We start from the raw sequence: 19,771 nt of genomic DNA on the forward strand, positions 1-19,771 counted from the left end.
ACTCACCATCAGCTACGCCCCGCGTTCCGCTTCGTTTAAGGCCTTTTGCATGTCCGATTCCCGTTACCAGGTCGATGTCAGCGTCGTCACCCACTATCTGGCAGACCAATCGCAACCCGAGCACGATCGCTTCGCCTTCGCCTACACCATCACCGTGCAGAACAACGGCCAGATTCCGGCCAAGCTTTTGTCGCGGCACTGGGTGATCACCGATGGCGACGGCCATGTCGAAGAAGTCCGTGGCGCCGGAGTAGTTGGCCAGCAGCCGTTGATCGCCGCAGGCAAAAGCCACACCTACAGCAGTGGCACGGTGATGACCACCAAGGTCGGCACCATGCAAGGCACCTACGAAATGCTTGCTGACGATGGCAAACACTTCGATGCCGTCATAAAGCCGTTCCGCCTTGCAGTGCCCGGAGCCCTGCACTGATGACGACATACGCCGTCGGTGACCTGCAGGGCTGCCTCGAACCGCTGAAATGCCTGCTCAATCAAGTCGCATTCGACCCGAAGCTCGATCGACTGTGGCTGGTCGGCGATCTGGTCAACCGCGGCCCGCAATCCCTGGAGACCTTGCGTTTTCTCTATGCCATGCGCGATTCGCTGGTTTGCGTGCTGGGCAACCATGACCTGCACCTGTTGGCTGCGGCGAAGAACATCGAACGGCTGAAAAAAAGCGACACGCTGCGCGAGATCATTGAGGCGCCAGACGGCCCACAGCTGATGGAGTGGCTGCGCCAGCAGAAGCTGATGCACTACGACGAAATGCGTGATGTCGCTATGGTGCACGCAGGCATTCCTCCGCAATGGTCGCTGCGCCGCGCGCTGAAGTGTGCGGCTGAAGTCGAAACGGCCCTGCGCGACGATAATGTGTTCCCCGCGTACCTCGACGGCATGTATGGCAACGAACCAGCGAAGTGGGACAACGACCTCAAAGGCATCGACCGCCTGCGCGTCATCACCAATTATTTCACGCGCATGCGCTTCTGCACGGCCGAGGGCAAGCTCGATCTCAAGAGCAAGGAAGGCCTCGACACCGCGCCACCGGGTTACAAACCCTGGTTCCAGCACAAGGAGCGCAAGACCAAAGGCCTGCGTATCATTTTCGGCCACTGGGCGGCGCTCGAAGGCAATATCCATGAGCCGGGCATTTCGGCGCTGGACACCGGGTGTGTCTGGGGCGGCAGCCTGACTCTGATGAACGTTGACAGTGGTGAGCGCCTGCCTTGCAAATGCGACGAGCATGGCGGTATCGCGTCAACGGTCGCTCCACTTATCCCCAAAACCGATCCGCTGAGCGCCCCGCGTTAAACTGGACGTTCAGCCGAGCAACAGGAACCCGCCATGAGCGAATTCAAAAGAATCCCCCCAGAGCAGGCCCAGGCACTGCGTGAACAAGGCGCCGTCGTGGTCGACGTCCGCGATCCGGCAACGTTCGCCGCGCTGCACATCAGCGGCTCGAAACATCTGGATAACCATTCACTGCACGCTTTCATTCAAGACGCCGACCTCGATGCGCCGACCGTAGTGGTTTGCTATCACGGCAATTCCAGCCAAAGCGCGGCCGCGTACCTGATCGGCCAAGGATTCTCCGACGTCTACAGCATGGATGGCGGTTTTGAGCTGTGGCGTACGACCTATCCTTCGGAAACTGCGCAAGGCAGCGACGAATAATTTTTTTGTCAGGCGCAGGCCCCGGCTTCCGCGGGCCCGCGCGGGGCAGACGAACGGTCTGCCACAACTAATTACGTATCTCGCCTTTACCTGCCGAATTCCCAACTATCCTTAAGCGCAGGCCATCCAAATCAGGGGAGAGCCGGTACACCGGCGCACGGGTCATCGGGAGTGACTTTCGCGATTGTCGATCGTGGAAGTGTTCTGGGGGGTAAACAAACAGCTGTGAAAACGGTTGTTTGCCAGCATCGACTGAGTGATCCGGCGTCGGCTCCACGTATCGAGCGAGGTGACGTCATGAGTATCTTTAGCCACTTCCAACAACGCTTCGAGTCCACACGCCAGGAAGAATTCTCGCTGCAAGAGTACCTGGAGCTGTGCAAGAAGGACCGCAGCGCCTACGTTTCCGCCGCCGAGCGCCTACTGCTGGCCATCGGCGAACCGGAACTGCTCGACACCTCGACCAATTCGAGGCTGTCGCGCATCTTCTCCAACAAGGTGATCCGGCGCTATCCGGCCTTTGAAGACTTCCACGGGATGGAAGAATGCATCGACCAGATCGTCTCGTATTTCCGCCACGCCGCCCAAGGCCTGGAAGAGAAGAAACAGATCCTTTATCTGCTCGGCCCCGTCGGCGGCGGCAAGTCGTCGCTGGCCGAGAAGCTGAAACAGCTGATTGAAAAGGTGCCCTTCTACGCGATCAAGGGCTCGCCGGTATTCGAGTCGCCACTGGGTCTGTTCAACGCCACCGAAGATGGCGCGATCCTCGAAGAAGACTTCGGCATTCCACGGCGCTACCTGAACACCATCATGTCGCCGTGGGCGACCAAACGTCTGGCCGAATTCGGCGGCGACATCAGTCAGTTCCGCGTGGTCAAACTGTACCCGTCGATCCTCAACCAGATCGCCGTGGCCAAGACCGAACCGGGCGACGAGAACAACCAGGACATCTCGGCACTGGTGGGCAAGGTAGACATCCGCAAACTCGAGGAATATCCACAGAACGACGCCGATGCCTACAGTTATTCCGGTGCGCTGTGCCGGGCCAACCAGGGCCTGATGGAATTCGTCGAAATGTTCAAGGCACCGATCAAGGTGCTGCACCCGTTGCTGACCGCCACTCAGGAAGGTAACTACAACAGTACCGAAGGCCTCGGCGCGATTCCGTTTACCGGGATCCTGCTCGCTCACTCCAACGAATCGGAATGGCACACCTTCCGCAACAACAAGAACAACGAAGCGTTCATCGACCGGATCTACATCGTCAAAGTGCCGTACTGCCTGCGCGTCAGCGATGAGGTGAAGATCTACGACAAACTGCTGTTCAACAGCTCCCTGGCCAAAGCGCACTGCGCGCCCGACACCCTGAAGATGCTCGCTCAGTTCACCGTGCTGTCGCGCCTCAAGGAGCCGGAAAATTCCAACATCTATTCGAAGATGCGCGTGTACGACGGCGAGAACCTCAAGGACACCGATCCAAAGGCCAAGTCGATTCAGGAGTATCGCGATTCGGCCGGTGTCGACGAAGGCATGAACGGTCTGTCGACCCGCTTTGCGTTCAAGATCCTGTCCAAGGTCTTCAACTTCGATCCACATGAAATCGCCGCCAACCCGGTGCACTTGCTCTATGTGCTGGAACAGCAGATCGAACAGGAACAATTCCAGGCCGAAACCCGCGAGCGCTATCTGCGCTACCTGAAAGAATACCTGGCGCCGCGTTATATCGAGTTCATCGGCAAAGAAATTCAGACCGCTTATCTCGAGTCCTACAGCGAATACGGCCAGAACATCTTCGACCGTTACGTGCTGTATGCGGACTTCTGGATTCAGGATCAGGAATACCGCGATCCGGAAACCGGCGAGATCCTGAACCGCGTAGCGCTGAACGAAGAACTGGAAAAGATCGAGAAACCGGCCGGTATCAGCAATCCGAAGGATTTCCGCAACGAGATCGTCAACTTCGTCCTGCGCGCCCGGGCCAACAACAACGGCAAGAACCCGACCTGGCTCAGTTACGAAAAACTGCGGGTGGTCATCGAGAAGAAAATGTTCTCGAACACCGAAGATCTGCTGCCAGTCATCAGCTTCAATGCCAAGGCGAGCAAAGAGGATCAGCAAAAGCACAACGACTTCGTTACACGAATGGTCGAACGCGGCTACACCGACAAACAGGTACGGCTTCTTTCCGAATGGTACCTACGGGTACGGAAGTCGCAGTGAGGCAGCTGCAAGCTATAAGCCACAAGCTGCAAGAACAAAGCGCTTGACCCCGAAAACACGGGCGTTCGCTTTTACTTGCAGCTTGCAGCTCAAAACTTGAAGCTCCCCGGAGGGGCCTTATGAGCTATGTGATCGACCGACGCCTGAATGGCAAGAACAAGAGCACGGTGAACCGCCAGCGTTTCCTGCGGCGTTATCGTGACCACATCAAAAAAGCAGTCGAAGAAGCGGTCAGCCGGCGTTCCATCACCGATATGGAGCACGGCGAACAGATCAGCATCCCCGGTCGCGACATCGACGAGCCGGTGCTTCACCATGGACGCGGTGGCAAGCAGACTGTGGTTCATCCCGGCAATAAGGAGTTCACTGCCGGCGAACATATCGCCCGACCACCGGGAGGTGGCGGCGGACGAGGTCCAGGCAAGGCCGGCAATTCCGGCGAAGGCATGGACGAGTTTGTTTTCCAGATCACTCAGGAAGAGTTTCTCGAATTCATGTTCGAAGACCTCGAACTGCCGAACCTGGTCAAACGCAACCTGAGCGGCACCGACACGTTCAAAACCGTGCGTGCCGGGATCAGCAACGAAGGTAACCCGTCACGGATCAACATCATCCGCACGCTGCGCTCGGCACACGCACGGCGTATTGCCTTGTCCGGCAGCAGCCGGGCGAAACTGCGCGAGGCCAAACTGGAACTTGAACGTCTGAAACGCGAAGAGCCGGACAACTTCGGCGACATTCAGGAGCTCGAGGCAGAAATTGAAAAGCTCAGCGCGCGCATCCATCGCGTGCCGTTCCTCGATACGTTCGACTTGAAATACAACTTGCTGATCAAACAGCCCAACCCCAGCTCGAAAGCCGTCATGTTCTGCCTGATGGACGTTTCCGGCTCGATGACCCAGGCAACCAAGGACATCGCCAAGCGCTTCTTCATTCTTTTGTACCTGTTCCTGAAACGGAACTACGACAAGATCGACGTCGTGTTCATCCGCCACCACACCAGCGCTCGTGAAGTTGATGAAGAGGAGTTCTTCTATTCGCGGGAAACCGGCGGGACGATCGTCTCCAGCGCATTGAAACTGATGCAGGAGATCATGGCCGAGCGCTACCCCAGCAACGAGTGGAACATCTATGCGGCGCAGGCTTCCGACGGCGATAACTGGAACGACGACTCGCCCATCTGCCGTGACATTCTGATCAACCAGATCATGCCGTTTGTGCAGTACTACACTTACGTGGAAATCACCCCGCGCGAACATCAAGCCTTGTGGTACGAGTACGAACGCATCGCTGAAGCCTTTTCTGACACTTTTGCCCAGCAGCAACTGGTCTCGGCCGGAGATATCTATCCGGTCTTCCGTGAACTCTTCCAGCGCAGGTTAGTGACATGACCGCCAAAGAGCAGAAGCGCCAACCCATTTCCACCGGCTCCGAATGGACTTTCGAGCTGATCCAGACCTATGACCGCGAGATCGCCCGTATCGCGGCCCGCTATGCGCTGGACACGTATCCCAACCAAATAGAGGTGATCACCGCCGAGCAGATGATGGATGCCTATGCGTCGGTGGGCATGCCATTGGGCTACCACCACTGGTCCTACGGCAAACACTTCCTCAGCACCGAGAAATCCTACAGCCGCGGGCAGATGGGTCTGGCGTACGAGATCGTGATCAACTCAGACCCGTGCATTGCCTATCTCATGGAAGAAAACACCATTTGCATGCAGGCGCTGGTGGTGGCGCATGCGTGCTATGGCCACAACAGCTTCTTCAAGGGCAATTACCTGTTCCGCACCTGGACCGATGCCAGTTCGATCATCGACTACCTGGTGTTTGCCAAGCAGTACATCATGCAATGCGAGGAACGCCATGGCATCGATGCCGTGGAAGACCTGCTCGATTCCTGTCACGCCTTGATGAATTACGGCGTCGATCGCTACAAACGTCCTTATCCGATTTCCGCCGAGGAAGAACGCCGCCGGCAAAAAGATCGCGAAGAGCACATGCAGAAGCAGATCAACGATCTGTGGCGCACCATTCCCAAAGGCGCGGACAAATACAGCGACAAGGACAATGCGCGATTCCCGGCAGAACCGCAGGAAAACATCCTTTACTTCATCGAAAAGCACGCCCCACTGCTGGAGCCATGGCAGCGTGAGATCGTGCGCATCGTACGCAAGATCGCCCAATATTTTTATCCACAGCGGCAGACGCAAGTGATGAACGAAGGATGGGCAACGTTCTGGCACTACACGTTGATGAACGACCTCTATGACGAAGGCCTGGTTACCGACGGCTTCATGATGGAGTTTCTGACGTCGCACACCAGCGTGGTGTTCCAGCCTGGCTTCGACAGTCCTTACTACAGCGGCATCAATCCTTATGCCCTGGGCTTTGCCATGTATCGCGACATCCGACGGATGTGTGAAGAACCTACCGAGGAGGATCGGCACTGGTTCCCGGATATCGCTGGCAGTGACTGGCTGTCGACCATCAAGTTCGCCATGAGTAGCTTCAAGGACGAGAGTTTCATCCTGCAATACCTGTCGCCGAAGGTAATCCGCGATCTGAAACTGTTCAGCATTCTCGATGATGATCAGAAGGACGATCTGCTGGTGCCGGCGATCCATGACGAACCCGGCTACCGGATCATTCGCGAGACGCTCGCCGCCCAGTACAACCTCGGCAATCGCGAACCGAACGTGCAGATCTACAGCATTGATCGGCGCGGTGACCGATCACTGACCTTGCGCCACCAGCAGCATGACCGCAAACCGTTGGGCGACTCTACCGAGGAGGTACTCAAACACCTGCACCGCTTGTGGGGCTTCGATATTCATCTGGAAACCCTGCAGGGAGATCAGATCATGAAAACCCATCATGTACCGCCACGTGGTGAACACAGCGAAGGGGATTACGGTCGACTCGATCTGGCCGTGATACATCTTTGATCCGCTTTCGGCCGCCGAAAGCCTGACGCAAGGGTTATCCTGTCAGGCTAACGGAGGTTTTCTATGCAGGTTTACAAGGTTGGCGGTGCGGTACGTGATCGCCTGTTGGGGTTGCCGGTTACAGACGTAGATCGAGTGGTGGTCGGCGCCACGACCGAAGAAATGCTCGCGCAGGGTTTTCGACCAGTCGGCGCCGATTTCCCGGTGTTTCTTCATCCGAAGACCGGCGAGGAATACGCCCTAGCCCGTACTGAGCGCAAGAGTGGCCGGGGATATGGCGGCTTTACCTTTTATGCCAGCCCCGAAGTCACGCTGGAAGAAGACCTGATCCGTCGTGATCTCACCATCAACGCGATGGCCGAGGATGATCAGCTCAATCTGACCGATCCCTATCATGGCCAGCGCGATCTCGAAGCGCGAATCCTGCGCCACGTTTCCCCGGCATTCGCCGAAGATCCCTTGCGAGTCTTGCGCGTTGCCCGCTTCGCCGCACGTTACGCCGGATTGAGATTTACCGTTGCCGACGAAACACTGGAACTGATGCGTCAGCTTAGCGAGTCCGGCGAACTGCAAGCGTTGACCGCGGAGCGCAGCTGGAAAGAAATTTCCCGGGCGCTGATGGAAGACTACCCGCACGTATTTATCGAAGTGCTGCGCGACTGTGGCGCACTGAAGGTATTGATGCCGGAAGTGGAGGCCTTGTTTGGTGTGCCGCAGCCAGCGATTCATCACCCGGAAATCGACACGGGCCTGCACACTTTGAGCGTGATCGAGCAGTCGGCACGCCATAAACAGCCGCTTACAGTCCGTTGGGCTTGCCTGCTGCACGACCTGGGCAAAGGTCTCACGCCGGAAGAACAATGGCCACGGCATATCGCCCATGAGCACACCGGCCTGAAGCTGATCAAAGCGGTCAACGAACGCTTCAAGGCACCGAAGGACTGTCAGGAATTGGCCTTGCTCGTCGGCAAATACCACACCCACGGTCACCGAGCGCTGGAGCTCAAGGCTTCGACGTTGCTGGAGTTGTTGCAGAGTTTTGACGTGTATCGCCGGCCGCAGCGGTTTGAAGAATTTATCGCCGCCTGCGAAATGGACGCCCGGGGCCGCAAAGGGCTGGAGCTGAGAAGTTATCCACAAGCCGATTATTTGCGCGGTGCGGCGAAGGTAGCGCGGGAAGTTGCGGTGCAGCCGTTGCTGGAGAAGGGATTCAAGGGGCCGGAGCTGGGCGAAGCGCTGAAGCGTGAACGGCTGAAGGCTTTAAAGGTTTACAAACGCAAAGGCTGATTCAAGATCAAAAGATCGTCCGATCGCGGCCCGAGCCTTCGGCAGCTCCTACACGGATATGCGTTTCTCTGTAGGAGCTGCCGCAGGCTCGGGCCGCGATCGGACGATCTTTTGCGTTTATAGATTCTGCGGGGTCAATTGCGTGCCACGCCATTCGAAGGCAACCGGCGCCAACACCTGATCAATGTGCGCCTCTGCCCACAACGTCGCGAAGCTTTTTCCCACACCCGGATGCACACGATCCGGGGCAATCAGCGACAGCGGCCACAGCACAAAAGCGTTTTTCAGAATTTCTGCCCGCGGCAAGATCAGTCCGTCGAAGTTTCCCGACAGATCGCCATACAGCAGCACGTCGATATCCAGAGGCAAGCCCTTGCGATCCGGAGCGTAACGCCCGTTGTCCGCCTCGATGAATTTCAAGCGGCGATCCAATTCGATCAATGGCAGATCGGTGTAAGCCGACACTACGAAATTGAAAAACGGTCCGCTCTTGATACCCACCGGTTGGCTCTCGAACACCGCTGAACAGCGGATATCTACCAGAAACGTCGCCAACGCATCGAGACCGGCACGCAAATGTGTTTCGCGCTCGATATTGCTACCGAGCCCGAGATAGACCTGAGTCAGCGACATCCGCGCTCGATCTCCACGCCCACGCCACCCTTGGCAGCCGGCACCGCGCCTGGCTTGGTCAGTTTCAGGCGCACCCAAGTGATATTGAATTCGGTCATCAGCACTTCGACCAGACGCTCAGCGAACGTTTCGACCAGTTGAAACTGGGCCTGCTCGGCAAAAGCCTGAATACGCGTGGAGACGCTGGCGTAGTCGAGCGCCAAGGTCAGGTCGTCACCGGCAGCGGCCGGGCGATTGTCCCAGGCGAAGCTCAGATCAAGACGCAGGCACTGGCGGATGCCGCGCTCCCAGTCATAGGCACCGATCACGGTGTCGACTTCCAGGCCCTCGATAAACACTCTGTCCAAGCACTTCTCTCCACTGCACGACAAGGGCGCAATGCGCCGTTAGAATCAGGGCGTCCTCGCCCGGAATAGTTAGCATGTTTTGGTTACTGGCGACTCTCGCCTACCTGCTCGGCTCGCTGTCCTTCGCCATTTTGCTCAGCCGCATGACCGGAAATCCGGACCCGCGAATGAGTGGCTCGGGCAATGCCGGCGCCACCAACATGCTGCGCCTGGCCGGTCGCAAGCTGGCGATCCTGACCCTGCTGGGTGATCTGTGCAAAGGCCTGGTCCCGGTGCTGATCGCCTCGGCGGCTGGCCTTTCTTTGCAAGACCAGGCCTGGATCGGCGTATGCGCCGTGATCGGTCACCTGTTCCCGCTGTACTTCCGTTTTCGTGGCGGCAAAGGTGTCGCAACCGCGGCCGGGATGCTGCTCGGCCTGTATCCGCCAGCGGCATTATTGGCCGCTTGTGCCTGGCTACTGACGTTTTACCTGACCCGCACCAGCTCGTTGGCAGCGCTGATCGCCACGCCCTTGACCCTGCCACTGCTGGCATGGCAGCGACCGGAGGCGCTGTTGCCGATGAGCGCGCTGACCTTGCTGATCGTCTGGCGCCATCGCGGCAATCTACGCGACCTGTTTGCCGGGCGCGAACGGCATTTTTAACGATCGTCCATGAGCACCGCGCATCACAGCGCTGACAATTGCTCCATCGGCCAGCGCGCCTGCACGCTGATCGCCAGACTTTCCTGCTGACCGGCCTGCAAACGCTGGCAACCGGCGAACGCGATCATCGCGCCGTTATCGGTGCAGAACTCAGGACGCGCGTAGAACACATCGCCCTGCATATCGCCGAGCATCTTTTCCAACGAGACGCGCAGGGCCTTGTTCGCACTGACACCGCCAGCAATCACCAGACGCTTCATGCCCGCCTGTTTCAGGGCGCGCTTGCACTTGATGGTCAAAGTCTCCACCACGGCCTGCTGGAACGCCAGCGCGATGTCGCAACGGGCTTGCTCGCCGTCGTCCCCGGCGCTGACGCAGTGCTGCCAGGCGTTGAGAGCAGAGGTTTTCAAACCACTGAAACTGAATTGCAGGCCCGGGCGGTCACACATCGGACGCGGAAAGGTGAAACGTCCGGCGACGCCCTTCTCGGCCAGTTTGGCGATTTCCGGCCCACCTGGATAATTGAGACCCATCATCTTCGCGGTTTTGTCGAATGCCTCACCGGCCGCATCGTCGAGCGTCTCGCCGAGCAGGCTGTAGTGACCGATGCCATCGACCTGAACCAGCTGCGTATGACCGCCGGAGACCAACAAAGCGACGAACGGGAATTCGGGCGGTTTCGGCTCCAGCATCGGTGCCAGCAAATGCCCTTCCATGTGATGCACGCCGAGTGCCGGAATGCCCCAGGCAAACGCCAGCGCTTGCGCGCAGGACGCACCCACGAGCAACGCGCCGACCAGGCCAGGACCCGCGGTGTAGGCGATCGCATCGATCTCGGTCGGCACACAGTCCGCCTCGGCCAACACCTGACGGATCAAGGGCAGCATGCGCTTGACGTGGTCACGCGAGGCCAGCTCCGGTACCACACCGCCATAGGCGCGGTGCAGGTCGATCTGGCTGAACAGTGCGTCAGCCAACAGACCGCGCTCGCTGTCATATAATGCGACGCCGGTTTCGTCGCAGGAAGTTTCTAATCCCAGTACTAGCATGGGTTTGCGCCTTGTTTAGGCTGAATTCGAAGGCGCGCATAATAGTCGCCGCGTGATGCCCCGACCAGCGGTTTTCGATCAGAGGCTTTGCATTCCGAGCGATGAGGGGTTAACATCCGCAACCCTTAAAAACCGACGTCTTCAAGTGCTCTTTTGCCGCGAGGATGTTGACCCCGGTAATGAATGAAGGTAGCTCTGGATGCCAGCCGTCAAAGTAAAAGAGAACGAACCCTTCGACGTAGCTCTGCGTCGTTTCAAGCGCTCCTGCGAAAAAGCCGGTGTACTGGCTGAAGTTCGTAGCCGCGAATTTTACGAGAAGCCAACTTCTGAGCGTAAGCGCAAGGCAGCTGCTGCTGTTAAGCGTCACGCCAAGAAAGTTCAGCGCGAACAGCGCCGCGCCGTTCGTCTGTACTAATACACAGACGTTCGTTGCAAGCTTCTTTGCCTAAGCCCGGCTCTCAGCCGGGCTAATGGCATTTGCGTAAAACGCTTGATGCTTCACCGTCGAAGCCGCAGACGCGACCAAGACGAATCTGCTTCACACGTCAGACCTGGCTCTTTTGCCAGCGGTGCACGTCTTTTCTGACGAGTCTTTCAAGGCTACTGACGAGCACACCCACTGATTCCTCTTACGACGATCAGCCCAAGGCACCTGCATGCGTGCCCGCTTTATTGAGCTATCCGAGGCCGACAACCGGCCGTCAGCGGATTCAGCGCAACACTTTCAAATAGTCGAAGACTGATAGGCACTAACGTCAGTGGATTTTCGGCAGATACACTTCCCGACAGCGATTACGCATACGACACCGGTCGAGCCGCACACTCTGTGCGTTTCCAACAATGACCCGCGTGCAGCAGCCTGTCGCAACGGACTTATTGCAGCGCAGACGACGAGAACGCCATGGCCGGGCTGATTCCCCAGAGCTTCATTGACGACCTGCTGAACCGCACCGACATCGTCGACGTGGTCAGCTCGCGCGTGCAATTGAAGAAGGCCGGCAAGAACTACACCGCCTGTTGCCCGTTTCACAAAGAAAAAACACCGTCGTTCAGCGTCAGCCCCGACAAGCAGTTCTATTACTGCTTCGGCTGCGGCGCCGGCGGTAATGCTCTCGGCTTTCTCATGGATCACGACAACCTGGATTTCCCCCAGGCCGTCGAAGATCTGGCCAAAGCCGCCGGCATGGAAATCCCCCGCGAAGAAAGTGGCCGCGAACGCAAACCGCGCCAGCCGACCGATTCGCCGCTGTACCCGCTGCTCACCGCCGCCGCCGACTTTTATCGACAGGCACTCAAGAGTCATCCGTCGCGCAAGGCTGCGGTGGATTACCTCAAGGGTCGCGGCCTGACTGGCGAGATCGCCCGGGATTTCGGCCTCGGGTTTGCACCGCCAGGCTGGGACAACCTGTTCAAGCATTTGAGCAGCGATACCCTGCAACAAAAGGCCATGATCGACGCTGGCCTGCTGATCGAGAACGCCGAAACCGGCAAACGCTATGACCGCTTCCGCGATCGCGTAATGTTTCCGATCCGCGACACCCGTGGCCGTATCATTGCGTTCGGTGGCCGCGTACTCGGCGACGACAAGCCGAAATATCTGAACTCTCCGGAAACTCCGGTATTCCATAAAGGCCAGGAACTCTATGGCCTTTATGAAGCGCGCAAGAACAACCGCAACCTCGACGAAATCATCGTCGTCGAAGGTTATATGGACGTCATCGCCCTCGCCCAGCAAGGCCTGAAAAATGCTGTGGCGACACTGGGCACGGCGACCAGCGAAGAACACTTGAAGCGCCTGTTCCGCGTCGTGCCGAACGTATTGTTCTGCTTTGACGGCGACCAGGCTGGCCGCAACGCCGCGTGGCGCGCCCTTGAGGCAACGCTGTCGAGCCTGCAGGACGGCCGCCGTGCGCGGTTCCTGTTTCTACCGGAAGGCGAAGACCCGGACACCCTGGTGCGCGCCGAAGGCACCGATGCGTTCAAGGCACGAATCAATCAGCACGCCCAGCCGCTGGCGGATTATTTTTTCCAGCAATTGACGGAAGAAGCTGACCCGCGCTCGCTCGAGGGCAAGGCGCACATGGCGACCCTCGCCGCACCGTTGATCGACAAGGTGCCAGGCGCCAACCTGCGCATCCTGATGCGGCAACGCCTGACCGAAATCACCGGCCTGAGCAGCGAAACCGTCAGCCAATTGGTGCAGAGCGCGCCGCAAGAGGCGCCGCCGGCCTACGATCCCGGCATCAATTACGACGTCATGCCGGATTACAGCGACTACCATCAGCCCCAGGCGCAGGACATATACGCGCCGCAGCAGGAATGGACGCCAAAGAAACCTGGCGCCGGCGGCAAGAAATGGGACAAAAAGCCCTGGGACAAGAATGGCAAGCGTGGTGGCGACCGCGAACAGCAGCGTCCGCGCACGCCAATTGGTGTCGAGTCACCGACCCTGACCGCCCTGCGCACATTGCTGCACCATCCGCAATTGGCCGAGCGCGTCGAGGACGCCGGGCACATTGCCGACGAAAATCAGACCAACGCCCAGCTACTTGTGGCGCTGCTCGAAGCCGTACAGAAGAATCCCAAGCTAAACTCATTTCAGTTGATCGCGCGATGGCACGGCACTGAACAGGGTCGCTTGCTCAAGGCACTGGCAGAAAAGGAATGGCTGATTGATGGAGAAAACCTTGAACAACAGTTTTTCGACACCATTACTAGCTTGTCAGCCCGCCAACGCGAGCGAAATCTTGAACAGTTACTCAGGAAAGCCCGACAAAGCGAACTGAGTATTGAAGAGAAAAATCAACTGCGCGACCTTTTAAGTCGCAATGTTTCCGCATCAAACCCGACCTCAACTGGCGCGTGAGGTCATAGCTCAGGTATAATCCTCGGCTTGTTTTTTGCCCGCCAAGACCTTCAGTGGATAGGGTGTTATGTCCGGAAAAGCGCAACAGCAGTCTCGTATTATTGAGTTGATCAAACTGGGTCGTGAGCAGAAGTATCTGACTTACGCCGAGGTCAACGACCACCTGCCCGAGGATATTTCAGATCCTGAGCAGGTGGAAGACATCATCCGCATGATCAACGACATGGGGATCCCCGTACACGAGAGTGCTCCGGATGCGGACGCCCTTATGTTGGCCGACGCCGATACCGACGAGGCCGCTGCGGAAGAAGCAGCCGCTGCGTTGGCGGCGGTGGAGACCGATATCGGTCGCACCACTGACCCGGTGCGCATGTACATGCGTGAAATGGGTACGGTCGAGCTTCTGACCCGTGAAGGCGAAATCGAAATCGCCAAGCGGATCGAAGAAGGCATTCGTGAAGTGATGAGCGCAATCGCGCACTTCCCTGGCACGGTTGACCACATTCTCTCCGAGTACACCCGCGTCACCACCGAAGGTGGTCGCCTGTCCGACGTCCTGAGCGGTTATATCGACCCGGACGACGGCATTGCGCCGCCTGCGGCAGAAGTGCCGCCGCCGGTCGATCCGAAAGCCGCCAAGGCTGCAGAGGAGACCGACGATGATGACGCCGAATCTTCCGATGACGAAGAAGAAGCCGAAAGCGGTCCGGATCCGGTCATCGCCGCACAGCGTTTTGGCGCTGTGGCCGATCAGATGGAAATCACCCGCAAGGCCCTGAAAAAGCACGGTCGCAACAACAAGGCAGCGATTGCCGAGTTGCTCGCACTGGCCGAGCTGTTCATGCCGATCAAACTGGTGCCGAAGCAATTCGAAGGCCTGGTCGAGCGTGTGCGCAGTGCCCTGGATCGTCTGCGTCAGCAAGAGCGCGCGATCATGCAGCTGTGCGTACGTGATGCACGTATGCCGCGCGCCGATTTCCTGCGCCAGTTCCCGGGCCACGAAGTCGACGAAAGCTGGTCTGACGGCCTGGCCAAAGGCAAGAGCAAGTACGCCGAAGCCATCGGTCGCGTACAGCCGGACATCCTCCGTTGCCAGCAAAAGCTGATTGCGCTGGAAACCGAGACCGGTCTGACCATTGCAGAGATCAAGGACATCAACCGTCGCATGTCGATCGGTGAGGCCAAGGCCCGCCGCGCGAAGAAAGAGATGGTTGAAGCCAACTTGCGTCTGGTGATCTCGATCGCCAAGAAGTACACCAACCGCGGCCTGCAATTCCTCGACCTGATCCAGGAAGGCAACATCGGCCTGATGAAAGCGGTGGACAAGTTCGAATACCGTCGTGGTTACAAGTTCTCGACTTATGCCACCTGGTGGATCCGTCAGGCGATCACTCGCTCGATCGCCGACCAGGCCCGCACCATCCGTATCCCGGTGCACATGATCGAGACGATCAACAAGCTCAACCGTATTTCCCGGCAGATGTTGCAGGAAATGGGTCGCGAACCGACCCCGGAAGAGCTTGGCGAGCGCATGGAAATGCCTGAGGACAAGATCCGCAAGGTATTGAAGATCGCTAAAGAGCCGATCTCCATGGAAACGCCGATCGGTGATGACGAAGACTCCCATCTGGGTGACTTCATCGAAGACTCGACCATGCAGTCGCCAATCGATGTCGCCACAGTTGAGAGCCTCAAGGAAGCGACTCGCGAAGTACTGTCCGGCCTTACTGCCCGTGAAGCCAAAGTACTGCGCATGCGTTTCGGTATCGACATGAACACCGACCATACGCTCGAAGAAGTGGGCAAACAGTTTGACGTAACGCGTGAGCGGATCCGTCAGATTGAAGCCAAGGCGCTGCGCAAGCTGCGCCACCCGACGCGAAGCGAGCATCTGCGCTCCTTCCTCGACGAGTGATACCAGAACCCCCGGCCCGTGCCGGGGGTTTTGTTTTGTGGCAGATTAAATTCCCCGCAGCACCCTCCCCCGCCGTATACCCCGTCTACACTCGAAACAATCCCCCCGATCCATAACGAGAGCGTTATGCCCAGACTGGCGCCCGTGCTTTTTCTGCTGTCACTGATGCTCTGGACCGCCACGGCTGCCGCGCTCACTCTCACCGAAGAAGAACGTAGCTGGCTGGCGGCTCACCCCGATCTGCGCCTGGGTGTCGACGCATCGTGGCCGCCCTTTGAGTTCCGCGACGAGCAGACCCGTTATCAGGGTCTCGCGGCCGATTACATCGACGTGATTCGCCAACGTCTGGCGATCAAACTCTCGCCCATCGAGCCGGTCAGCTGGACGGTGGTGCTGGAGCAAGTCAAAACCGGCAAGATCGATTTGCTGCCCGGCATCATGTCGACCCCGGAGCGCCAGAGCTACCTGTCGTTCACCCGCCCCTATCTCGACTTTCCCATTGTCATTCTTGCCCATGTCGGCGGCGCACAACCGCGCAAACTGGATGATCTGTATGGGCTGAAAATCGCCGTAGTGGAAAACTACGCACCTCACGAACTGCTGCGTACACACCATCCAGACCTCAACCTGGTTGCCATGCCCAATGTCAGTTCGGCGCTGCAAGCATTGGCGACCGATGAAGTGGACGCCGTGGTCGGCGACCTCGCCTCAAGCGTCTGGAGCTTGCGCCAGCTCAAACTGGACGGCCTCTATGTAAGCGGCGAAACCCCGTATCGCTATCAACTGGCCATGGCCGTCCCCCGCGACAACAAGGTACTGATAGGGATCCTCGACAAAGTCCTCGCCGACATGTCGCCTGCGGAGATCAGCAGCATCCAGGAACACTGGGTCGGTAACGTGCTCGATCACCGCACGTTCTGGTCGGATCTGCTCATGTATGGCCTGCCCGGCCTGTTGCTGCTGGTGACCGTTCTGGCAGTGGTGATTCGCATCAACCGGCGTCTGAGCTCGGAAATCACCCGGCGTATCGACCTCGAACAAGAGTTGCGCAGCAGCGAATATCACTACCGCGGCCTGGTGGAAAGCCTGTCGGCTATCGCTTGGGAAGCGCGAATGAGCGACTTCACCTACAGCTATGTATCGCCCCACGCCGAGGATCTGCTCGGCTATCCGCAATCGCACTGGCTGATTCCCGGGTTCTGGCACAACATCATTCATCCCGCCGATCTGACGCGCACGCAGAGTTATTGCAAAGAGGCGCTGCGTCAGGGCCGTGATCATACCGTCGACTATCGGGTTATCACCGCCGACGGCCGCTGCCTGTGGGTGCGCGATATTGTCAGTCTGATCGAACACGGCCATGAGCCGGTGATGCGCGGGCTGATGATCGACATCAGCGAAATCAAGCGTACCGAAGAAGCATTGCGCCTGTCCGAGCAGAAGTTTGCCTCGGTGTTCCAGCAATGCCCGGACATTCTGGTGATCGCGCGGCTCTCCGATGGCTGCCTGCTGGAAGTCAACGAAGCGTTTGAAACACAGATGGGGCTCAGGGCCCACCAAGTGATCGGTCAAACCGCGACGAATCTTAATATCTGGGGGATTCCCGGCGTAGGGCCAGGTTTGTTGCAGCGCCTGCAGGCCGGCAGCATTCGCAACCTGGAAATGCCCTTTCGCCGCAACAATGGCCAGTTGTTCACTGGCCTGATTTCCGCCGAGCCATTCGACCTCGACACCACGCCAGCATTGGTGGTGGTGGTGCGCGACATTACCCAGCTCAAGGAGACCCAACAGCAGTTGCAGACTTCCGAAGAGAAGTTCGCCAAGGCCTTCCATGCTTCGCCGGACGGCTTGCTGCTATCGCGGCAAAGCGATGGCCTGCTGATGGAAGTCAACGAAGGTTTCAGCCGCATCACCGGTTTCAACAGTGCGATGTCGGTGGATCGCTCGGCGCTGGACCTGGGCATCTGGGTCAACCTCAACGAGCGCAAACAGATGCTCGATCTGTTGCAGCGGGACGGTTTCGTCCGTGACTTCACCTGCCATATTCGCCGCAGCGACGGCCAGATTCGTCTCTGCGAAGTCTCCAGCAGACCCCTGCCGATCGGCGACGAAGACTGCATGCTGACCATTGCCCGCGACATCACCGAACGTCATCTCATGCAGGAAAAACTGCAGCAGGCAGCAACGGTTTTCGAAAGCACCGCCGAAGGCGTGTTGATCACCGACACCCAACAGCACATCAGCGCGGTCAACCGTGCCTTTACCGAAATCACCGGTTACAGCGAAAGCGAAGCGCTCGGGCACACTCCGCGTCTGCTCGCGTCCGGCCTGCACGACAGCGCGTTTTATGCGGCGATGTGGCACCAGTTGACGGCCGAAGGTCACTGGCAGGGCGAGATTTCCAACCGGCGCAAAAACGGCGAGCTATACCCGAGCTGGCTGACCATCAGCGCCGTGCGCAACCGCGACAAGCTCATCACTCACTTTGTCGCGGTATTCGCCGACATTTCCAGTCTCAAACATGCGCAGGCCAAACTCGATTATCAGGCTCATCACGACCCGCTCACCGGTCTGCCGAACCGCACGTTATTCGAGAGCCGCTTGTTGACTGCGCTGAACAATCAGCAGGAAAACGGCGGTCAAGGCGCTGTGCTGTTTCTCGACCTAGACCGCTTCAAACACATCAACGACAGCCTCGGGCATCCGGTCGGCGACCTGTTGCTCAAGGGCATTGCCGTGCGTTTGAAGGAACAGTTGCGCGATATCGACACGGTTGCGCGATTGGGTGGCGATGAATTCATTATTCTGCTGCCTGGCCTGCAACAGGCCAGCGACGCCGACAATATCGCCGGCAAGTTGCTCAACTGTTTTGGCGCACCGTTCCAGGCCGGCGAGCATGAGTTTTTCATCAGCGCCAGCATCGGCACAAGCCTGTATCCGCGTGACGGCTGCGATGTTGCCACACTGGTAAAAAACGCCGACGCAGCGATGTACCGCTCCAAGGCCAAGGGCCGCAATCGCGTCGAAAGCTACACCCGCGATCTCACCGCCCAGGCCAGTGAGCGCGTGGCGCTCGAGCATGAATTGCGCCGCGCCATCGAACGTGACGAACTGTTTCTCTGCTACCAACCCAAGATCAGCCTGGTTGACCACAGCCTCGTCGGTGCCGAAGCCCTGATTCGCTGGCGTCACCCGACGTTTGGCGATGTGCCGCCGGAGCACTTCATTCCGCTGGCTGAAGAGAACGGCATGATCCTGCAGATTGGCGATTGGGTGCTGGAGACTGCGTGTCGGCAGATGTTCGAATGGAACCAGGTTTACGACAGCCCCGGTCCAGTATCGGTGAACCTCGCCGGTGCGCAGTTACGCCAACCGAATCTGCTGGGACGCATCGAACAACTGCTTAATGAAAACCGCCTGCAGCCCGATTTACTGCAACTGGAAATTACCGAGAATTTCATCATGAGTCAGGCCGAAGAGGCGCTGGCCGTACTGCACCAGCTCAAACACCTCGGCGTGCAACTGGCGATCGACGACTTCGGCACCGGTTATTCCTCGCTCAGTTACCTCAAGCGCCTGCCGCTGGACATCCTCAAGATCGACCAGTCGTTCGTCCGCGGACTGCCCGATGACCCCCACGATGCGGCAATTGTGCGAGCGATCATCGCCCTCGGCCGGAGCATGCAATTTACTGTCATCGCCGAAGGCGTGGAGACCCAGGCACAGCAACAATTCCTCGCCACCGAAGGCTGCGAACAGATTCAGGGCTACATCGTCAGCCTGCCGCTGCCGCCGGAAGAATTCGCCGCAACGTTTCTGCGTGTGACCGTATCGGATTTTTCGGATAGCACAGCCGAGAAACCATCGCTATAATCCGCGGCCTACTGAGGGCCTATAGCTCAGTTGGTTAGAGCAGAGGACTCATAATCCTTTGGTCCACGGTTCTTATGTGGTATGAATGTCGGTGTGGCATTTGAACCTCATTTCTGGTAGTTTTGCATCACCTCAGCGCCACTGTAGCTCAATTGGTTAGAGCAACCGACTCATAATCGGTGGGTCGCGGGTTCGATTCCCGCCGGTGGCCCCATCTCCTTGTATATCAAGCACTTCATGAATTCTGCACAATTTCTCTGATAACGCTGTCGGAGTTTTTCGCGTGCTAAAAAATCCTCATTTCAAGACTTTT

The 19,771-nt window shown here is 58.2% G+C and carries 15 protein-coding genes and 1 tRNA gene; 13 read left to right on the forward strand and 3 right to left on the reverse strand.

Annotated features, from left to right (window positions below):
- Nucleotides 1-49: 49 nt before the first annotated feature.
- From apaG to EL257_RS24605, 7 genes are all read left to right on the forward strand, one after another.
- Nucleotides 50-430, forward strand: a complete 381-nt coding sequence (gene apaG / locus EL257_RS24575) for a Co2+/Mg2+ efflux protein ApaG (protein WP_126366927.1) — start codon at nt 50-52, stop codon at nt 428-430.
- A complete protein-coding gene (locus tag EL257_RS24580) occupies nt 430-1,311 on the forward strand; it encodes a symmetrical bis(5'-nucleosyl)-tetraphosphatase (RefSeq protein ID WP_126366929.1) in 882 nt (293 codons plus the stop codon). The genes apaG and EL257_RS24580 overlap by 1 nt, the downstream gene beginning before the upstream one ends.
- 33 nt (nt 1,312-1,344) lie before the next feature.
- On the forward strand, nt 1,345-1,674 hold the full coding sequence (gene glpE, locus EL257_RS24585) for a thiosulfate sulfurtransferase GlpE (protein ID WP_126366931.1): 330 nt from the start codon (nt 1,345-1,347) through the stop codon (nt 1,672-1,674).
- Nucleotides 1,675-1,971: 297 nt separating this feature from the next.
- Nucleotides 1,972-3,894 (forward strand): PrkA family serine protein kinase, encoded by a 1,923-nt coding sequence (locus EL257_RS24590; protein WP_090286853.1) that lies wholly within the window; start codon nt 1,972-1,974, stop codon nt 3,892-3,894.
- A gap of 119 nt (nt 3,895-4,013) precedes the next feature.
- Nucleotides 4,014-5,285, forward strand: coding sequence for a YeaH/YhbH family protein (locus tag EL257_RS24595; protein ID WP_126366933.1), 1,272 nt, complete (start codon nt 4,014-4,016; stop codon nt 5,283-5,285).
- Nucleotides 5,282-6,844: a SpoVR family protein gene (locus EL257_RS24600; protein ID WP_126366935.1), complete on the forward strand. Its 1,563-nt coding sequence runs from the start codon at nt 5,282-5,284 to the stop codon at nt 6,842-6,844. The genes EL257_RS24595 and EL257_RS24600 overlap by 4 nt, the downstream gene beginning before the upstream one ends.
- 63 nt (nt 6,845-6,907) lie before the next feature.
- The gene (locus EL257_RS24605; RefSeq protein ID WP_126366937.1) at nt 6,908-8,131 is read left to right on the forward strand and encodes a multifunctional CCA addition/repair protein; all 1,224 of its coding nucleotides are present in this window, start codon (nt 6,908-6,910) and stop codon (nt 8,129-8,131) included.
- A 117-nt stretch (nt 8,132-8,248) separates the two neighbouring features.
- Here EL257_RS24605 and folK read toward each other — a convergent pair whose 3' ends face one another.
- Nucleotides 8,249-8,764 (reverse strand): 2-amino-4-hydroxy-6-hydroxymethyldihydropteridine diphosphokinase, encoded by a 516-nt coding sequence (gene folK / locus EL257_RS24610; RefSeq protein ID WP_126366939.1) that lies wholly within the window; start codon nt 8,762-8,764, stop codon nt 8,249-8,251.
- Entirely contained in the window at nt 8,755-9,111 is a 357-nt protein-coding gene (folB, locus tag EL257_RS24615) for a dihydroneopterin aldolase (RefSeq protein WP_126366941.1), read from the reverse strand. Before folB ends, folK begins: the two co-directional genes overlap by 10 nt.
- Nucleotides 9,112-9,185: 74 nt before the next feature.
- Between folB and plsY the strand changes: the two genes are divergently transcribed.
- Complete coding sequence (gene plsY / locus EL257_RS24620) at nt 9,186-9,755, forward strand: glycerol-3-phosphate 1-O-acyltransferase PlsY (protein ID WP_126366943.1); 570 nt, start codon at nt 9,186-9,188, stop codon at nt 9,753-9,755.
- A gap of 23 nt (nt 9,756-9,778) precedes the next feature.
- On the opposite strand, the gene tsaD is transcribed toward plsY, so the two are convergent.
- The gene (tsaD, locus tag EL257_RS24625) at nt 9,779-10,804 is read right to left on the reverse strand and encodes a tRNA (adenosine(37)-N6)-threonylcarbamoyltransferase complex transferase subunit TsaD (RefSeq protein ID WP_126366945.1); all 1,026 of its coding nucleotides are present in this window, start codon (nt 10,802-10,804) and stop codon (nt 9,779-9,781) included.
- Nucleotides 10,805-11,003: 199 nt separating this feature from the next.
- On the opposite strand from tsaD, the gene rpsU reads away from it, so the two are divergent.
- From rpsU to EL257_RS24655, 5 genes are all read left to right on the forward strand, one after another.
- The gene (gene rpsU / locus EL257_RS24630) at nt 11,004-11,219 is read left to right on the forward strand and encodes a 30S ribosomal protein S21 (RefSeq protein WP_002551877.1); all 216 of its coding nucleotides are present in this window, start codon (nt 11,004-11,006) and stop codon (nt 11,217-11,219) included.
- A 486-nt stretch (nt 11,220-11,705) separates the two neighbouring features.
- Nucleotides 11,706-13,670, forward strand: coding sequence for a DNA primase (gene dnaG, locus EL257_RS24635; RefSeq protein WP_126366953.1), 1,965 nt, complete (start codon nt 11,706-11,708; stop codon nt 13,668-13,670).
- Between the two features lie 67 nt (nt 13,671-13,737).
- The gene (gene rpoD / locus EL257_RS24640) at nt 13,738-15,585 is read left to right on the forward strand and encodes an RNA polymerase sigma factor RpoD (protein WP_126366955.1); all 1,848 of its coding nucleotides are present in this window, start codon (nt 13,738-13,740) and stop codon (nt 15,583-15,585) included.
- Nucleotides 15,586-15,711: 126 nt separating this feature from the next.
- Nucleotides 15,712-19,458, forward strand: coding sequence for an EAL domain-containing protein (locus tag EL257_RS24645; RefSeq protein WP_126366957.1), 3,747 nt, complete (start codon nt 15,712-15,714; stop codon nt 19,456-19,458).
- 137 nt (nt 19,459-19,595) lie between these two features.
- Nucleotides 19,596-19,672: transfer RNA gene (locus tag EL257_RS24655), tRNA-Ile, on the forward strand.
- Nucleotides 19,673-19,771 lie beyond the last annotated feature (99 nt).

Origin of the sequence: Pseudomonas fluorescens (assembly GCF_900636825.1) — a bacterium.
GTDB classification, from domain to species: Bacteria; Pseudomonadota; Gammaproteobacteria; order Pseudomonadales; family Pseudomonadaceae; genus Aquipseudomonas; species Aquipseudomonas fluorescens_BG.